General features: G+C 63.0%; 15 protein-coding genes and 1 tRNA gene. 14 read left to right on the top strand and 2 right to left on the bottom strand.

The features are described from left to right. The first annotated feature begins 462 nt into the window (after nucleotides 1–462). A tRNA-Leu gene (locus tag NKJ46_RS04525) sits at nucleotides 463–548 on the top strand. A 63-nt stretch (nucleotides 549–611) separates the two neighbouring features. Here the strand turns inward: NKJ46_RS04525 and NKJ46_RS04530 are convergent. Continuing rightward, on the bottom strand, nucleotides 612–1190 hold the full coding sequence (locus tag NKJ46_RS04530) for an NUDIX domain-containing protein (protein WP_352662423.1): 579 nt from the start codon (nucleotides 1188–1190) through the stop codon (nucleotides 612–614). 153 nt (nucleotides 1191–1343) lie between these two features. Here NKJ46_RS04530 and NKJ46_RS04535 point away from each other — a divergent pair, with 153 nt between their 5' ends. The 8 genes from NKJ46_RS04535 to NKJ46_RS04570 all read left to right on the top strand — a co-directional run bounded on the left by NKJ46_RS04535 (nucleotide 1344) and on the right by NKJ46_RS04570 (nucleotide 8038). Next, the gene (locus NKJ46_RS04535; RefSeq protein ID WP_352662426.1) at nucleotides 1344–2447 is read left to right on the top strand and encodes an NADH:flavin oxidoreductase/NADH oxidase; all 1104 of its coding nucleotides are present in this window, start codon (nucleotides 1344–1346) and stop codon (nucleotides 2445–2447) included. Between the two features lie 107 nt (nucleotides 2448–2554). Continuing rightward, the gene (locus tag NKJ46_RS04540) at nucleotides 2555–2872 is read left to right on the top strand and encodes an SH3 domain-containing protein (protein ID WP_352662429.1); all 318 of its coding nucleotides are present in this window, start codon (nucleotides 2555–2557) and stop codon (nucleotides 2870–2872) included. A gap of 62 nt (nucleotides 2873–2934) precedes the next feature. Beyond that, nucleotides 2935–3228: a DUF982 domain-containing protein gene (locus NKJ46_RS04545; protein ID WP_352662432.1), complete on the top strand. Its 294-nt coding sequence runs from the start codon at nucleotides 2935–2937 to the stop codon at nucleotides 3226–3228. 28 nt (nucleotides 3229–3256) lie between these two features. Next, nucleotides 3257–3496: a DUF2188 domain-containing protein gene (locus tag NKJ46_RS04550; protein ID WP_023674770.1), complete on the top strand. Its 240-nt coding sequence runs from the start codon at nucleotides 3257–3259 to the stop codon at nucleotides 3494–3496. A gap of 164 nt (nucleotides 3497–3660) precedes the next feature. Continuing rightward, nucleotides 3661–4746: an ABC transporter ATP-binding protein gene (locus NKJ46_RS04555; RefSeq protein ID WP_352662435.1), complete on the top strand. Its 1086-nt coding sequence runs from the start codon at nucleotides 3661–3663 to the stop codon at nucleotides 4744–4746. 33 nt (nucleotides 4747–4779) lie between these two features. After that, entirely contained in the window at nucleotides 4780–6105 is a 1326-nt protein-coding gene (locus NKJ46_RS04560; protein WP_352662437.1) for an ABC transporter substrate-binding protein, read from the top strand. Nucleotides 6106–6291: 186 nt separating this feature from the next. After that, the gene (locus NKJ46_RS04565) at nucleotides 6292–7143 is read left to right on the top strand and encodes a carbohydrate ABC transporter permease (RefSeq protein WP_376705884.1); all 852 of its coding nucleotides are present in this window, start codon (nucleotides 6292–6294) and stop codon (nucleotides 7141–7143) included. Between the two features lies 1 nt (nucleotide 7144). Then, a complete protein-coding gene (locus NKJ46_RS04570) occupies nucleotides 7145–8038 on the top strand; it encodes a carbohydrate ABC transporter permease (RefSeq protein WP_023674766.1) in 894 nt (297 codons plus the stop codon). A gap of 37 nt (nucleotides 8039–8075) precedes the next feature. On the opposite strand, the gene NKJ46_RS04575 is transcribed toward NKJ46_RS04570, so the two are convergent. Further along, the gene (locus NKJ46_RS04575; protein WP_352662440.1) at nucleotides 8076–9062 is read right to left on the bottom strand and encodes an alpha/beta fold hydrolase; all 987 of its coding nucleotides are present in this window, start codon (nucleotides 9060–9062) and stop codon (nucleotides 8076–8078) included. A 149-nt stretch (nucleotides 9063–9211) separates the two neighbouring features. Between NKJ46_RS04575 and NKJ46_RS04580 the strand changes: the two genes are divergently transcribed. From NKJ46_RS04580 to NKJ46_RS04600, 5 genes are all read left to right on the top strand, one after another. Next, nucleotides 9212–9961 (top strand): competence/damage-inducible protein A, encoded by a 750-nt coding sequence (locus tag NKJ46_RS04580; protein WP_352662443.1) that lies wholly within the window; start codon nucleotides 9212–9214, stop codon nucleotides 9959–9961. A 77-nt stretch (nucleotides 9962–10038) separates the two neighbouring features. After that, a complete protein-coding gene (locus tag NKJ46_RS04585) occupies nucleotides 10039–10872 on the top strand; it encodes a universal stress protein (protein WP_352662446.1) in 834 nt (277 codons plus the stop codon). A gap of 213 nt (nucleotides 10873–11085) precedes the next feature. Continuing rightward, nucleotides 11086–11586, top strand: coding sequence for a xanthine phosphoribosyltransferase (gene gpt / locus NKJ46_RS04590; RefSeq protein ID WP_023674762.1), 501 nt, complete (start codon nucleotides 11086–11088; stop codon nucleotides 11584–11586). A gap of 220 nt (nucleotides 11587–11806) precedes the next feature. Then, nucleotides 11807–12295 (top strand): NUDIX hydrolase, encoded by a 489-nt coding sequence (locus NKJ46_RS04595; RefSeq protein ID WP_352662449.1) that lies wholly within the window; start codon nucleotides 11807–11809, stop codon nucleotides 12293–12295. A 645-nt stretch (nucleotides 12296–12940) separates the two neighbouring features. After that, nucleotides 12941–16705 (top strand): vitamin B12-dependent ribonucleotide reductase, encoded by a 3765-nt coding sequence (locus NKJ46_RS04600; protein WP_352662452.1) that lies wholly within the window; start codon nucleotides 12941–12943, stop codon nucleotides 16703–16705. Nucleotides 16706–16863: the final 158 nt, after the last annotated feature.

Here is a 16863-nt window from a genome sequence, read left to right on the forward strand (position 1 = left end):
CTACTGGGGGGGGGGGGCGCCGACCTCTCACGCCGGGGGTCCCCCCCCCCCCGCCCGGGGGGGGTGTGGGGGCCGCGACGCGGCCGGAGAGGGGGCCTTTCATAGAGCGCGGTCCCCCTCTCCGTCTCGGCTTCGCCGAGCCACCTCTCCCCCACTTTCGTGGGGGCGAGGAACCCAAGCTGAGAAATGAAGCGGCGATTCAACGCTGACAGGCAACTTTGTTCTTGCTTTGTGCCGGCAGCTATGCTACTAATTTGGGTATGGTACTGATTCGTACCGATGACCCGCCCGCAAAGGCGGGTTTTTTGTTTTAGCCGGTTTGTCTCGGTTTTCGCAGTCGACACTCAGAACCGCTACGGCTTCGACTCGGAGCTCTCGATGCATCCATGGGCCGCGCCACCAACCCGCGACCGCAGAAGACGGCTTGACGGCCCCTGCCCGGCATCTGAAAAGGACTGGCCTGCGGACGTGGCGGAATTGGTAGACGCAAGGGACTTAAAATCCCTCGATCTCTGATCGTACGGGTTCGATTCCCGTCGTCCGCACCAGATTGGTCTTCGTTTTTAGCTTCGTAACTGGAGACCAGGGCGCTCGACCCGGTTCTGGCCGCCTCACCTCCCGATCGGGTTCAGCTTCAAATGCTGGATCAGGATAATCGTCTTGGCGTCGATGATCCGACCGTCGTGGATACCGGCCAGCGCCTCGTCGAGCGGCATTTCCAAAACTTCGATGTCCTCGCCTTCGTCGTGGGCGCCGCCGCCGTCGGAAATGCGGTCGGCGGGCGAATAACGGGCGACGAAGAACCAGAGCCGCTCGGTCACGCTGCCGGGGCTCATATAGGGCGAAAACAGCCGCTGCACGTCCTTCAGCCAGTAGCCGAGTTCCTCCTCGGCCTCCTTGCGGATGCAGGTTTCGGGATCGTCTTCGTCGAGCAGGCCGGCACAGGCCTCGATCAGCGGCTCCTTGTGGCCGGTGACATAGGCCGGATAGCGGAACTGCCGCACCAGAAGCACCGTCGAGCGCTCCGGATCGAAAGGCAGGATCACCGCGCCGTCGCCGCGATCGTAGGTCTGGCGGGTGTGCGTTTCCCATTTGCCGTCGCGCCGGCGGTAGTCGAAGACGGTCTTTTTCAAAACCGCCCATTCGTCGGAAAGGACTTCCTCAGAGCGGATGCGAATGCGATCTTCCATGGTGGACTCCCTGCTGCCGCGGCAAGGCGTAGCCGCGAACGCCCGTTCGTGCAATCCGGCCAGCTATTGGTCCAGAGCACCGGTTCACCGTCTCGTGTCTGGCGCTGGCACAATCGGCTGCATAAATAGCGGCAACCCTTCGCGGAGTTTTTTATGACCTCATCGCTTTTCCAGCCGATCACCCTCGACGGCCTCACCTTCCCCAACCGCATCGCCGTCGCGCCGATGTGCCAGTATTCGGCCGAGGACGGCTCGGCCAGCGATTGGCACCTTTATCACTGGATGAACCTGGCGATGTCGGGCGCCGGCATGGTCACCGTCGAAATGACCGATGTCGAGCGGCGCGGCCGCATCTCGCACGGCTGCCTCGGCCTCTATTCCGAGGACAACGAGGCGGCCGCCCGGCGCACCCTGGATGCAGCCAAGCGTGTCGCCGCACCGGGCACGAAATTCGGCACGCAGCTTGCCCATGCCGGCCGCAAGGCCTCCAACCGCAAACCCTGGGAGGGCGGCGGCCCGCTAAGCGCCGATCAGGACCCGTGGCCGATCGTGTCGGCCTCGGCGATCGCCTACGACACCGGCTGGCAGGTGCCGCGGGCGCTGGAGGACGCCGAGATCCTGCAAATCATCGAACGCTTCGCCGAAGCGGCCCGGCGGGCCGAGCGGGCCGGCTTCGACTTCATCGAGCTGCATGCCGCGCATGGCTATCTGATCTTCCAGTTCCTGTCGCCGCTCTCCAACCGGCGCACCGACCGCTGGGGCGGCTCACTGGAAAACCGCATGCGTTTCGCCGTCGAGATCGCCAAGGCGGTGAAGAAGGCAGTGCCCAGGCTGATGCTGGGCGCGCGTCTGTCGATCAAGGAATGGGTCGATGGCGGCTTCGAGGTCGAGGATGCGATCGAAGTGGCAAAAGCGCTGAAGGAAGCCGGCGTCGCCTATCTCTGCTGCTCGAGCGGCGGCAATTCGCCGTTGCAGAAGTTGCCGTCCGGGCCCGGTTACCAGGTGCATCTGGCCGAAGCGGTGCGCAAGGCCGTCGGCATCCCGACGCGGGCCGTCGGCCTTATCGACGATCCGAAACAGGCCGAGGCGATCGTTGCCGACGGCCGCGCCGACATGGTGGCGCTGGCGCGCGCCTTCCTTGCCGATCCGCGCTGGGGCTGGCGCGCCGCGGCCACCTTCGGCGAAAAAATCCACCCGGCGCCGCAGCTTGCCCGCTCGGTGACGACGATGCAGCACTGGATGAAGGCGGCGAACTGACGCCGGGTTCGTCTCGCTGGACGGGCCAGCACAGCTTCGCATTGATCCACTGCCGGTGTAGAGTGGCCGGCCGCGGCTGGGCGCGGCGGGTTGGGGGGAGCAGAGACATGTCGTTCAGGGGGATTTCCATTGCGGCCGCCGCCGCGGTTTTGGCCGGGCTGTCGTTCGGCGCATCGACGCCGGCCGGGGCGCAATATTGCGAAGGTACGGTGCACGGACTTTCCAGGCACTACAATCTGGCAACGGGAAGCGGCTTTCTCGCCGTTCGAGCCCGACCGAACTCGTCGTCACGCATGATCGGGCAATTGTTCAACGGCGACCAAACCGAGATCTTCGACCGCCGCGGAAACTGGTACCAGGTCGATTTCGGCGGCCGCACCGGCTGGGCGAATGCGCGCTGGCTGCGCAATGACTGCGGCTATTGAGCTATTTTCGCCTGAGCTAAAATAGCAGTTGCAACCAAATCGGCCGCTCCGCGTTGGCGGCGATGATGGACAGCAAGCCATTTGAAAAGCCGGTCGTGGTCGAACTCGGCCATGTCGGCAAGTATCGCCACATCCGCAGCGCCCAGGAGGCGGCGGAGTGCCTGATGACGATCTGGCCACTCAATCGCGGGCCCCGTCATCGTGATGCCCTCGACACTTGCCTAAAAGTGCTGGAAGGTTATCGTTCGACGGCGGATGCGCGCCGGGCACTGATCGAAGCCGCCAGGGAATCGGACGTGCTGGTCGCAGACGACAGGCTGCCAGACGACAGACTGGCCGACGACAGGCTGCATTGAGGCAACGGGCTTTCAACCGGAGGGTTTCATGGCGAAACTGACCTACAAGATCGTCGAGCATGACGGAGGCTGGGCCTACAAGGTCGGCTCGACATTCTCCGAAACGTTCCCGACCCATCAGGACGCGTTGCGCGCCGCCGAGATCGCTTCCGCCGAACAGCAGGTCGCCGGCAACACCGACGGCATCCAGTACGAGGACGCCGACGGCAAATGGCACGACGAGCTCGCCGACGGCCGCGACCGGCCGCAGACCGAGGTTTCGGATTAGGGTGTGTCGACATCCCGGTGATGCCGGCGTGCTTTACAGGTCGGTTTGGTAGCGCTACCGTCTCACATCGCGCGTGACCGGGGAGGAGTCTGGGCGCTGTCGCGGGCCAGGCAGGAAAGCGGTTTCCTTCGAAGTCGTTGCAGGAATCAATCGGGAGGAGATCGATGGCGTCTGTCGCAATCGGCGATGTCTACAAATCATTCGGGACCGTCGAGGTCCTGCACGGGGTCAGCGTCGATATAAACGACGGCGAGTTCGTCACGCTGGTCGGTCCTTCGGGTTGCGGAAAGTCGACCCTTCTCAGGATGATCGCCGGCCTGGAAAAAATCTCGCGCGGCCAGATCGCGATCGGCAAACGTGTCGTTAACAACGTTGCGCCAAAGGAGCGTGACGTCGCCATGGTCTTCCAGAACTATGCGCTCTACCCGCATATGACGGTTGCCGAGAACATGGCGTTCTCGCTGATGCTCAAGGGCGTTCCCAAGACGGAGAGCGATGCCGGCGTGCGGCGTGCGGCCGAGATCCTGGGACTGGTGCCGCTGCTCGACCGCTATCCGCGCCAGCTTTCCGGCGGCCAGCGCCAGCGCGTCGCCATGGGCCGTGCGATCGTGCGCGATCCGCAGGTCTTCCTGTTCGACGAGCCGCTGTCCAATCTCGATGCCAAGCTCCGGGTGCAGATGCGCGCCGAGATCAAGGAACTGCACCAGCGCCTGAAAACGACGACGGTCTACGTCACCCACGACCAGATCGAGGCGATGACCATGGCCGACAAGATCGTCGTCATGCATGACGGCATCGTCGAGCAGATCGGGCCGCCGCTCGAACTCTACGACCGGCCGAACAACCTCTTTGTCGCCAGCTTCATCGGCTCGCCCGCCATGAATATGCTCAGGGGCGAGATCGTAAGCGACGGCTCGCCGTCGTTTCGCGGCGCCGGAGGGATTTCGGTCCCGTTGGCCTCGGCACTTTCCATCGGCAATGGCGAGCCGGTGGTGCTGGGGATACGGCCCGAGCATTTACGGCTGTCCGACCACGACGGTATCCCGGTCACCGTCGTGGTGGTCGAGCCGACAGGGTCCGAAGTGCAGCTCATCGGCCGCACCGCCGGGGGCGAGGAGATCGTCGCCAATTTCCGGGAACGCCATTCCTTCACGCCGGGCGAAACCATCCGGCTTACGGCCGAGCCCGGCCTCATCCATCTCTTTCACGGCAAAACCGGACAGCGGTTCGAAACACCCATCGAGCAGTAGGACGGCAAGGACAATAAGCAGGAGGAAGCGAGCATGAAATTCACCAGACGCGACGTGATCCGCACCACCGCCGGCGTGGCGGCGGGAGCCTTGGGAAGCCGGCTCATCGGCTCTCCCGCCTTTGCCCAGGAGGGATTGAAGTACAAGCCCGAGGACGGCGCCAAGCTCAGGCTGCTGCGCTGGTCGCCCTTCGTGCAGGGCGACGAGGATCAATGGCTGGCCAACACCAAGCGCTTCACCGAAGCGACCGGTGTCGAGGTCCGCGTCGACAAGGAAAGCTGGGAGGACATCCGCCCCAAGGCGGCGGTCGCCGCCAATGTCGGCTCCGGCCCGGACCTGATGTTCGTCTGGTTCGACGACCCGCACCAATATCCCGACAAGCTGCACGACGTGACGGAACTGGGCGAATATCTCGGCTCGAAATATGGCGGCTGGCACGATGGACCGCACCAATATGCGACGCGGCAAGGCAAGTTCCTCGGCCTGCCGCTGGCGACCATCGGCAATGCCATCGTCTATCGCGAAAGCTGGGTGAAGGAGGCCGGCTTCTCCGAGTTTCCGAAGGACACGGCAGGCCTGCTCGAACTTTGCAAGGCGTTGCAGGCGAAGGGCCATCCGGCCGGCTTCACGCACGGCCATGGCGTCGGCGACGGCAACAACTACGCCCACTGGCTGCTGTGGAGCCACGGCGGCAAAATGGTCGACGAGAGCAGCAAGGTGACGATCAACAGCCCCGAGACGCTGAAGGCGATCGAATACGCGCAGGAGCTCTACAAGACCTTCATTCCCGGTACCGAAAGCTGGCTCGACGTCAACAACAACCGCGCCTTCCTGGCCGGCGAATTGAGCGTCATCGCCAACGGCATTTCGGCCTACAACACCGCCAAGGTCAACAAGGACAAGGATCCGAAACTGGCCGAGATGGCCAAGGACATCCGCACCACCAACCTGCCGATCGGTCCGGTCGGGAAATCCGTCGAGCTGTTCCAGGTGACCACGGCCGTGATCTTCGACTACACGCCCTACCCCAACGCGGCCAAAGCCTATCTGCAGTTCATGTTCGAGGAACCGCAAATGGCCAAGTGGATCACGTCCTCGGCGGGCTATTGCTGCCAGACGCTCAAAGCCTTCGACAACAACCCGGTGTGGACGGCCGATCCGAACAATGCCGCCTACGCCAAGGCCTCGGCGACGCTGCGGCCCAACGGCTATGCCGGCCCGCTCGGCTACGCCTCGGCGGCGACCATGGCCGATTATGTGCTGGTCGACATGTTCGCCAAGGCGGTGACGGGCCAGGCGACGCCGCAAGAAGCGATGGAAGAAGCCGAGAAGCGCGCAAACCGCTACTATCGCGTTTGAGCCGGGTTCTGCCGGGCAGCCATGCTGCCCGGCTTCGAATCGCGCATGGCCGCCCGGCCGATCAATGAGACTTAGAGGAGCCGACCCATGGCCGTGACCTCCGCTGCCGCTCAGCCACGCCGGTCGACGCTGTCGCGCATTTTGACGTTCGTGTCTGAAAGTCATAACGCGCTTGGCTTCGGCTTCATGCTGCCGGCGGCGGCACTGCTGCTGGTCTTCCTGACCTATCCGCTCGGGCTCGGCGTCTGGCTCGGCTTCACCGATGCCCGCATCGGCCGCCCCGGCATCTTCATCGGCATCGAGAACTACGAATATCTGTGGGACGACGCCGTCTTCTGGCTCTCCGTCTTCAACACCTTGCTCTACACGATCAGCGCCTCGATCCTGAAGTTTGCGCTCGGCCTCTGGCTTGCGCTTATCCTCAACCAGAACCTGCCGTTCAAATCGTTCTTCCGCGCGATCGTCCTGCTGCCCTGGGTGGTGCCGACGGTGCTGTCGGCGATCGCCTTCTGGTGGATCTACGATTCGCAGTTCTCGATCCTGTCCTGGGCACTTATGGAAATGGGCCTGATCGACCACCGCATCAACTTCCTCGGCGATCCCGAGAATGCGCGGGCTTCGGTCATCGCCGCCAATGTCTGGCGCGGCATTCCTTTCGTGGCGATCACGCTGCTTGCCGGCCTGCAGACGATTCCGCAGTCGCTCTACGAGGCCGCCACGCTCGACGGCGCCAGCCGCTGGCAATTGTTCCGCTATGTGACGCTGCCGCTGCTGACGCCGATCATCGCCATCACCATGACGTTTTCGGTGCTGTTCACCTTCACCGATTTCCAGCTGATCTATGTGCTGACGCGCGGCGGGCCGGTGAACGCCACCCATCTGATGGCGACGCTGTCGTTCCAGCGCGGCATTTCCGGCGGCCAGCTTGGCGAAGGCGCTGCGATCGCAGTCGCCATGATCCCGTTCCTGCTGGCGGCGATCCTGTTCAGCTATTTTGGCCTGCAACGCCGCAAATGGCAGCAGGGCGGCGGAGATTGACATGACCGCGATCGAAACGAGCAAACGCCCGGAACTCGACGAAGGCGGCATGGGCTACCTGCAGAGTTTGCCGCGCCGCGTGGTGACGGTCTACCTGCCGCTGCTGATCTTCGTCATCGTGCTGTTGTTTCCGTTCTACTGGATGACGATCACGGCGGTTAAGCCCAACCTCGAGATGACCGACTACGCCAATTTCAATCCGTTCTGGGTGGTGCATCCGACGCTCGAGCATATCCGCTACCTGCTCTTCGAGACATCCTATCCGGGCTGGCTGCTCAACACGATCATCATCTCGACCGCAGCCACGTTCCTGTCGCTGCTGGCTGCGGTGTTCGCCGCCTATGCGATCGAGCGCTTGCGGTTCTCCGGGGCGCGGCAGGTCGGCCTCGCGGTGTTCCTCGCCTATCTCGTACCGCCCTCGATCCTGTTCATTCCGCTGTCGGTGATGGTGTTCAACCTTGGGCTTTACGACACGCCGTTCGCGCTCATCCTCACCTATCCGACCTTCCTGATCCCGTTCTGCACATGGCTGCTGATGGGCTACTTCCGCTCGATCCCGTTCGAGCTGGAAGAATGCGCGCTGATCGATGGGGCAAGCCGCTGGCAGATCCTCACCAAGATCGTGCTGCCGCTGTCGGTGCCGGGGCTGATTTCCGCCGGCATCTTCGCATTCACCCTGTCATGGAACGAGTTCATCTACGCCTTGACCTTCATCCAGTCGTCCGAAAACAAGACCGTGCCGGTCGGCGTGCTCACCGAGCTGGTGCGCTCGGACGTCTATGAATGGGGGGCGCTGATGGCGGGAGCGCTGATCGGTTCATTGCCGGTCGTGGTGCTCTATTCGTTCTTTGTCGAGCACTATGTTTCCTCGATGACCGGAGCCGTGAAGGAATAGGCGGCATGATCGGGAATGCGTGAGGTTCCAGGAGGTGTCAGCTGATGGTGTCGGACTTCGGCGCAAATGCGCGGTCGGCAATGCGTTCGATGAAAGCGACGACCCGTTCCGGCTCGACGAATTGTGGCATGTGGCCAAGCCCTTCGACCGGCTCGAAATGGAGCCCGCTGATCTTTTCCATCAGCGGCCAGCCATGGATATCGATGCCCAACACCTGGTCGGAAGCACCAAACAGAATGCCGGCCGGCATGGTGATCTCACCATAGCGTTGCTCGACGCGGCCAAGGTCGTGCTCGATGGCCACGACGTCGGTCGACGTTGCGTAGAAATGGCTTGGCCTCAGCCCGCACCAGCCGCCGCCCTCGACCATATAGTCGGCCGGCGCGGTCTGCGGCGCGAAAATGAAGGCAAGCGTCGCTTCGGCATATTTGAGAGCCGCCGGGATCGCCACCGTATGCGCCATGATCCGCCGCCGCAGCGGCGACCTGACGTATAGCGGGCCGAACTTCTGGCGCGCCTCCGGCTCCGGATGGGTCAGCGGCGCCAGCAAGGCGATACCGGAAATCGCCTCTGGATGCTCGACAGCCAGCGTCAGCGCGATGGCGCCACCCAGCGAATGACCGACGACCAGAGGCTTTTCCAGCCCAAGCGCCTCGATAAAGCGCCGTACGATCTCGGCCTGCTCGGGCAGCCGTCCGCTGGCGCCCGTGGCCCGCACCGAATAGCCGGAACCCGGACGGTCGAGCGCGACCAGCCGATAGTTCGGGCCGAACCGTCCGAACAGCGTGTGGCCGAATTGATGAAGCTGCGCGCCGAGGCCGTGCAGGAAGACGATCGGCCGTCCCTCGCCCATCTCGACATAATGAATACGGTTGCCGTCGATCTCGATGAATTTTCCGCTGGCCGGCACCAGCCTTTCGGCTTTCGCCGCGATCCGCCGCGTCGCCAGCATCGGATAGGCTGCCATGACGAGCGCCAGCAGAAACAGCGCGCCGGGCAGCCATAGCAGAATCGATACCGGCATGTCTTGCTCAAGGCTCCAAACCGGCACGCAGCATCACCCGCCGAAGGATCCACTGCAAGAGAGTTGGCACAGGTGGATCCGTCGTTTGGCGGCATTGCCGCGGGCCGTCCGCCGCGCTATCTCAGGCGACCCGTTTGCCGGAGCCAGTCATGACCGAAATCGTCACCGCTGCCATGCTCGTCATCGGCGACGAGATTTTGTCCGGCCGCACCAAGGACAAGAACATCGGCCACCTCGCCGACATCATGACGGCGATCGGCATCGACCTGAAGGAAGTGCGCATCGTTGCGGACGAGGAAGACGAGATCGTCGCTGCGGTGAATGCGCTGCGCGCCCGCTACACTTATGTCTTCACCACCGGCGGCATCGGCCCGACGCATGACGACATCACCGCCGATTCGGTTGCCAAGGCCTTTGGCGTGCCATGCGAATACGACGCCAGGGCCTATGCCCTGCTGGAAGCAAGCTATGCTGCCCGCGGCATCGAATACACCGATGCGCGCAAGCGCATGGCGCGGATGCCGCGCGGGGCAGACCACATCAACAATCCAGTGTCGGTTGCGCCGGGCTTTCGCATCGGCAACGTCCATGTCATGGCCGGCGTGCCGGCGATTTTCCAGGCGATGCTCGACAATGTCGTGCCGACATTGCGGGCCGGCACCAAAATGCTGTCGGCAACCGTGGAATGCCCGTTCGGCGAAGGCCTGATCGGCGGGCCGCTGGGCGACATCCAGAAGGCGCATCCGGACACGATCATCGGCTCCTACCCGAAATATGGCGACGGCAAATTCTGGACGGAACTGGTGGTGCGGGCCCGCAGCCAGCCGGCGCTGGACTCGGCACGCGCCGACGTAGAGGCTATGGTGGCGGGCTTGACCAGGGCAAGCAGGGTGGGCTGATCGGCCGGCCTGACGGAACCAGCATCGCGCAGTGACGTTTGTCACGAGTGGGATCGCCGTAAAACTGAGGGATTGCCATGCGCTTCAAGACCATCGTTGCCATATTGCAGAATGAACAAGATGCCGAGCGCGTCCTCGACTGCGCGATCCCGCTGGCCAGCCGATTCCAGAGCCATCTGACCGGCATTCATGCCGAGGCGCTGCCCGTGCCCTACACCTCGGCCACCGGCTTTCCGGACACCGAGTTCCTGCAGGTTTCCGCCGACATGAACCGGGAGCGCGCCGAGAAGTTGCAGGCCGCCTTTTACAAGCGCATCGAGAATTCCGGCCTGTCGTTCGAGTGGCGCAGCCTCGAGAGTTTTTCCGGCGACAGTGCGCTGACCGGCATCTCGACCGTTCGCACCGCGGACCTGATCATCGCCGCGCAGCGCGAATCCGGCAGCGACCCGAGCGCCGACGTCGACACGCTGGTCTACGATGCCGGCCGGCCGGTGCTGGTGGTGCCGCATTTGGGTCCCCTCGTCACCAGCTTCAAGCATGTGCTGCTCGCCTGGAACGGCAGCAAGGAAGCCGCGCGCGCGGCTTTCGATGCCCTGCCCTTCATCATCGAGGCCGAGAAGACGGACATCGTCGTCATCGACCCGCCGGATACGCTCGACGAGGCGCCGGAAACGGCCGGCGCGGAGATCGCCGCCTCGCTGTCCAGGCACGGCGCGACCGTCAGCGTCTCGGTGCTGAGGTCCGGCGGCGCCTCGGTCGACGACATCATCCAGACCAGGGTCGCCGAGTCGGGTGCGGACCTGCTCGTGCTCGGCGCCTACAGCCATTCCTGGCTGCGCCAGCTGCTGTTCGGCGGAGTGACGCGGACGGTGCTGCGCACCGCGCCGGTGGCGGCTTTCCTGTCGCGGTAGAGCATGATCCCGAAAAGTGGAATCCGGTTTTCGGAAAGATCATGCTCAAGAAAAAAGAATAGAGCCCCATCCCGATTATGTCGGGATGGAACAGGCTCTAGGTTCACAGGGATAGCTTGCCACTCCCCTTGCCAAGACCAAGCCTTTCCAGTTAATTCCGCGCGCATTCCATAGTGTATGCGCGCGATGCGCGCTTTGCGGAGTGCGCGAAAGATGTCCCTGCCCGAAAAAGCCTTCCCGGTCTCCTGGGACCAGTTCCACCGCGATGCGCGCGCGCTCGCCTGGCGGCTTGCCGGCGCCAACAAGGGGCAATGGAAGGCGATCGTCTGCATCACCCGCGGCGGCCTGGTTCCGGCCGCCATCATTTCACGTGAGCTTGGCATCCGCATCATCGAGACGGTCTGCGTCGCCTCCTACCACGATTATACCAGCCAGGGGCAATTGCAGGTGCTGAAGGAGGTCACGCCGGCGCTGCTCGCCGATGACGGGGCCGGCGTGCTGATCATCGACGACCTCACCGACACCGGCAAGACGGCAGGCATCGTGCGCGCGATGATGCCCAAGGCGCATTTCGCCACCGTCTATGCCAAGCCGAAAGGCAGGCCGATGGTCGACACTTTCGTTACCGAAGTCAGCCAGGACACCTGGATCTATTTCCCCTGGGACATGGGCTTCACCTACCAAAAGCCGATCGCCGACGACCACGCCGGCTGATTCGCGGCAACGCCGCTCATTGCAGCCGGTCGCCCAAGGCACCATCCGCGACCGACAAATGCCGGCGTGATGCTCGCGCGGCCGCGCCATTTGGGCGGGACCGGCGCAAATTGGCGCAATTTCGTTGGTCCATGAAAGATTTTTTACTTTTATTGCTCATGATTAGCCGTAAGATTCGTAAGACGGCAAACGATTCTGGAAGCTGGGGCAAGCTTCTCCGATGTTGACAAGGCCAACGACGCACAACCATCTGGCCGAAAGGGTCCGGCGACTCTTCGGCACGGTGCCGTCCCGCCTGCAGGTTGCAGCCCTGCCCTGGCGCGATGGCGGCGACGGCGTCGAAATCATGTTGATCACCAGTCGCGACACCGGCCGCTGGGTGCTTCCCAAGGGCTGGCCGGAAGCAAAGGAGCCGCTTTGCGAGGCGGCGGCGCGCGAAGCCGGCGAGGAGGCCGGGCTGCGCGGCACGATCTCGCATCACGAGGCCGGCCGCTATTTCTATGCCAAGGTGCTGGATTCCGGCGAGGAAGTGCCGTGCGAGGTGCTGGTGTTCCCGCTGGAGGTCGACAAGGTCGCCGACCGATGGAAGGAAAAGCGGGCACGCACCCGTAAGTGGGTCAGCGCCACCGAGGCGGTGCGCATGGTGCATGAACCGGATCTTCGCCAGATCATCGCCCATTTCTGCGCCGATCCACGCCGGTTCTCCTGAGCCCGAGTCGCGCATAGCTGCGGTCAGGTGCCGCGAACGCCATGGCCGAAGCGCCGCCGCGCCGCGCCGAACCTCCTCGCCCCGCTCCGCTTCTATCCCCGTTATCCACATATGTGACACACAAGATGTTGGGGTCATAAAAGCTACGCAAACGAATCCTTGACGCCGCAAAACGAGTCGCCTTTTATAGGCCATGCGCTCCTGTTGAGAGTGCGACCGGAAAAGTTTCGAGGCCGGTCTTTTTCCCGGAATATGTGCGTTTTGAGCCGCATTCCCGCCTGTTCACGAGGCCGGCGAAGGCGTGGAATTTTGAAGCTCTTTTGGGGCGAAAGGGAGGATTGTCGGACTTGAATAAATTGTCTGTTAATACTATATTTAGTGTTTGCAGGTAGGTTCGGCGCTAGATAATGTGAATTTCCCTCGACCGAGGGCGTTACAAAAAGTTTTCAGTTTTGAGGGACCCACAGGGTCCGTGAGCGCGTTGGACAGCGGCCTCGCAAGAGGTTCGACCGGCAGGGCGGCGGAGACTGTGACGATGAGAGCCGGGGTTTTCGAACGCCGGCAGACGGCGAGCATGCGCGTTTCGTCAAGAGGGCAGAAATCCTCTGGGAAAAGCGCTATATGTAGACAAAAGGGACCGGACCAATGCGCATCGAGCGTCGTTTCACCAAACAGGGACAATCAGCTTATGCGGAGATCGAATTCCGCAAGGCGCTTTCGGAGATCAAGAATCCGGATGGTTCGGTGGTGTTCCGCTTGGACAATATCGACGTGCCGGCGCAGTTCTCCCAGGTTGCCGCCGATATCCTGGCGCAGAAATATTTCCGCAAGGCGGGCGTCCCGGCACGGCTGAAGAAAGTCGAGGAGACGCAAGTCCCCTCCTTCCTGTGGCGCTCCGTCGCCGACGAGGCTGAACTGGCCAAGCTGCCGGAAGCCGAGCGCTACGGTTCTGAGACCGACGCCCGCCAGGTCTTCGACCGGCTTGCCGGCACCTGGACCTATTGGGGCTGGAAGGGCGGCTACTTCAAGTCGGAGGAGGACGCGCGCGCCTTCCGCGACGAGCTCGCCTATATGCTGGCCACCCAGCGCGTCGCGCCGAATTCGCCGCAATGGTTCAACACCGGCCTGCACTGGGCCTATGGCATCGACGGCCCCAGCCAGGGCCATTTCTATGTCGACCCGTTCACCGGCAAGCTGACCAAGTCGAAGTCTTCCTACGAGCATCCGCAGCCGCATGCCTGCTTCATCCAGGGCGTGCAGGACGACCTCGTCAACGAAGGCGGCATCATGGACCTGTGGGTGCGTGAGGCGCGCCTGTTCAAATATGGCTCCGGCACCGGCTCCAACTTCTCGTTCCTGCGCGGCGAAGGCGAAAAGCTGTCGGGCGGCGGCCGCTCGTCGGGGCTGATGAGCTTCCTCAAGATCGGCGACCGCGCGGCGGGCGCCATCAAGTCGGGCGGCACGACGCGTCGCGCGGCGAAAATGGTCATCGTCGACGCCGACCATCCCGATATCGAGGAATTCATCGACTGGAAGGTCAATGAGGAGCAGAAGGTCGCCTCGCTGGTCACCGGTTCGAAGATCGTCAAGAAGCACCTCGAAGCGATCATGAAGGCCTGCATCAACTGCGAAGGCAATGGCGAGGATTGCTTCGACCCGGCGGTCAACACCGCGCTGAAGCGCGAGATCAAGGCGGCCAAGAAGGACGCAGTGCCGGAGAACTACATCTACCGCGTCATCCAGTTCGCCAGGCAGGGCTATACCTCGATGTCGTTCAAGACCTACGACACCGACTGGGATTCCGACGCCTATCTCACCGTTTCCGGCCAGAATTCCAACAATTCGGTGTCGCTGAAGGACGATTTCCTGCGCGCCGTCGAGCAGGACGGCGACTGGCATCTCACCGCCCGCAAGGACGGCAAGGTGCTGAAGACGCTGAAGGCGCGCGATCTCTGGGAAAAGATCGGCTATGCCGCCTGGGCGTCGGCCGATCCGGGCCTGCATTTCAACACGACGATGAACGACTGGCACACCTGCGCCTCGGCCGGTGCGATCCGGGCGTCCAATCCGTGCTCGGAATACATGTTCCTCGACGACACCGCCTGCAATCTGGCGTCGATCAACCTTCTGCCCTATCGCAATGCGGACGGCACGATCGACATTGCCGCCTACGAGCACACGGTGCGGCTGTGGACCATGGTGCTGGAAATCTCCGTCATGATGGCGCAGTTCCCGTCGAAGGAGATCGCCAAGCTTTCGTACGAGTACCGCACGCTCGGCCTCGGCTACGCCAATATTGGCGGCCTGCTGATGACCTCGGGCATTCCCTATGATTCCGACGAGGGCCGCGCCATCTGCGCCGCCCTCACCGCGATCATGACCGGCACGGCCTATGCCACTTCGGCCGAAATGGCCGCCGAGCTGGGCGCCTTTCCCGACTACGACCGCAACGCGCAGAACATGCTGCGCGTCATGCGCAACCACCGCCGCGCGGCCTATGGCGAAAGGGACGGCTACGAGAAGCTAGCCGTCAATCCGGTGCCGCTGGTCGCCTCGGATCTCAAGCAGCAGGAGCTTGCCGACCATTCCAAGGCTGCCTGGGACCGCGCCATCGAACTTGGCGAGGAGCATGGCTACCGCAACGCGCAGGCAACGGTGATCGCGCCGACCGGCACGATCGGCCTGGTGATGGATTGCGACACCACCGGCATCGAGCCCGACTTCGCGCTGGTAAAATTCAAGAAGCTCGCCGGCGGCGGCTATTTCAAGATCATCAACCGCGCCGTACCGGAAGCGCTGCGCACGCTCGGCTATTCCGAGAGCCAGATCGCCGAGATCGAGGCCTATGCTGTCGGCCACGGCAATCTCAACCAGGCGCCGGGCATCAACCCCGGCTCGCTCAAGGCAAAAGGCTTTACCGACGAAAAGATCGCAGCACTCAATGCTGCGTTGAAATCGGCGTTCGATATCAAGTTTGTCTTCAACCAGTGGACGCTGGGCGCCGACTGGGTGAAGGAGACGTTCGGCTTCACCGACGAGCAGCTCAATGATTTCTCGTTCGAGATGCTGCCGGCGCTGGGCTTTTCGAAGAAAGACATCGAGGCCGCCAACATCCATGTCTGCGGAGCGATGACGCTGGAAGGCGCGCCGTTCCTGAGGGCCGAACACCTGCCGGTGTTCGACTGCGCCAGCCCGTGCGGCAAGATCGGCAAGCGTTCGCTGTCCATCAACAGCCACATCATGATGATGGCAGCGGCGCAGCCCTTCATCTCCGGCGCCATCTCCAAGACCATCAACATGCCGAACGACGCGACGGTGGAAGACGCCAAGGGTGCCTACATGCTGTCGTGGAAGCTGGCGCTGAAGGCCAACGCGCTCTATCGCGACGGCTCGAAGCTCTCCCAGCCGCTCAATTCCTCGCTGCTCGCCGATAGCGAGGACGACGAGGACGAAGCGGTCGAGCAGCTGATCGCGGCACCGGCCGCACAGCGCGCCGTACAGGTGACCGAAAAGATCGTCGAGCGCGTCGTCGAACGCCTCTACCGCGACCGCGAGAAACTGCCGAACCGCCGCAAGGGCTATACCCAGAAGGCGGTCGTCGGCGGCCACAAGGTCTATCTCAGGACCGGCGAATTCGATGACGGCCGTATCGGCGAGATCTTCATCGACATGCACAAGGAAGGTGCTGCCTTCCGGGCGATGATGAACAACTTCGCCATCGCCATCTCGCTCGGCCTGCAATACGGCGTGCCGCTCGAGGAATTCGTCGAAGCCTTCACCTTCACCAAATTCGAGCCGGCCGGCATGGTGCAGGGCAACGACGCCATCAAGAACGCCACGTCGATCCTCGACTATGTGTTCCGCGAACTCGCCGTCTCCTATCTCGGCCGCCACGACCTCGCCCATGTCGACCAGTCGGATTTCGACAAGACCGCACTCGGGCGCGGCATCAACGAAGGCAAGGCGACGCCCTTCTCCAAGGGCCTGACCCGCGGCGCCTCGCCGGTCAAGCTGGTGTCGGGCATGGGCGCCGAGCCGAAAGGCTTTGCCGGTTCGGGCTCCGGAACTCCAGCCCGTACCGCCCCGACCGCCTTCTCCGGCTCCAACGTGCTGACGCTAAAGCCGGCCAGCGACGAAGCCATCGCCTACAAGCGCGACTACGAGGAGCGCGCCAGGGAACTGGTCGAGGACATCGTCTACGCGGAAGCGTCCGACCCGACGGAGCTGTTCACCGACGAGGCCGCCAAAGAAGCAGCCGAAGCAAAAGCCCTTGCCGCCAACCGCCGCCAGCAATCATTGATGCAGGGCTACACCGGCAACGAATGCTCGGAATGCCATAACTTCACGATGGTGCGGAACGGGACGTGCGAGAAGTGCGATACTTGCGGGGCTACGAGCGGATGTAGCTGAGACAGCTGATAGGCAAGTTGATCGCTTGGAGGTGGGTTGACGGCAACCCACCTCTAACGGCCAAAGCAAGCCAATTGCCACCACCCGATCAGGCACGCCCGATGCCTAGCTACTCAAAGCTCGCGACGTTGCTCGTGCGGTCGTTCAACGCTGTGCTC

The organism is Mesorhizobium sp. M0166 (assembly GCF_040322255.1).
Lineage (GTDB): Bacteria > Pseudomonadota > Alphaproteobacteria > Rhizobiales > Rhizobiaceae > Mesorhizobium.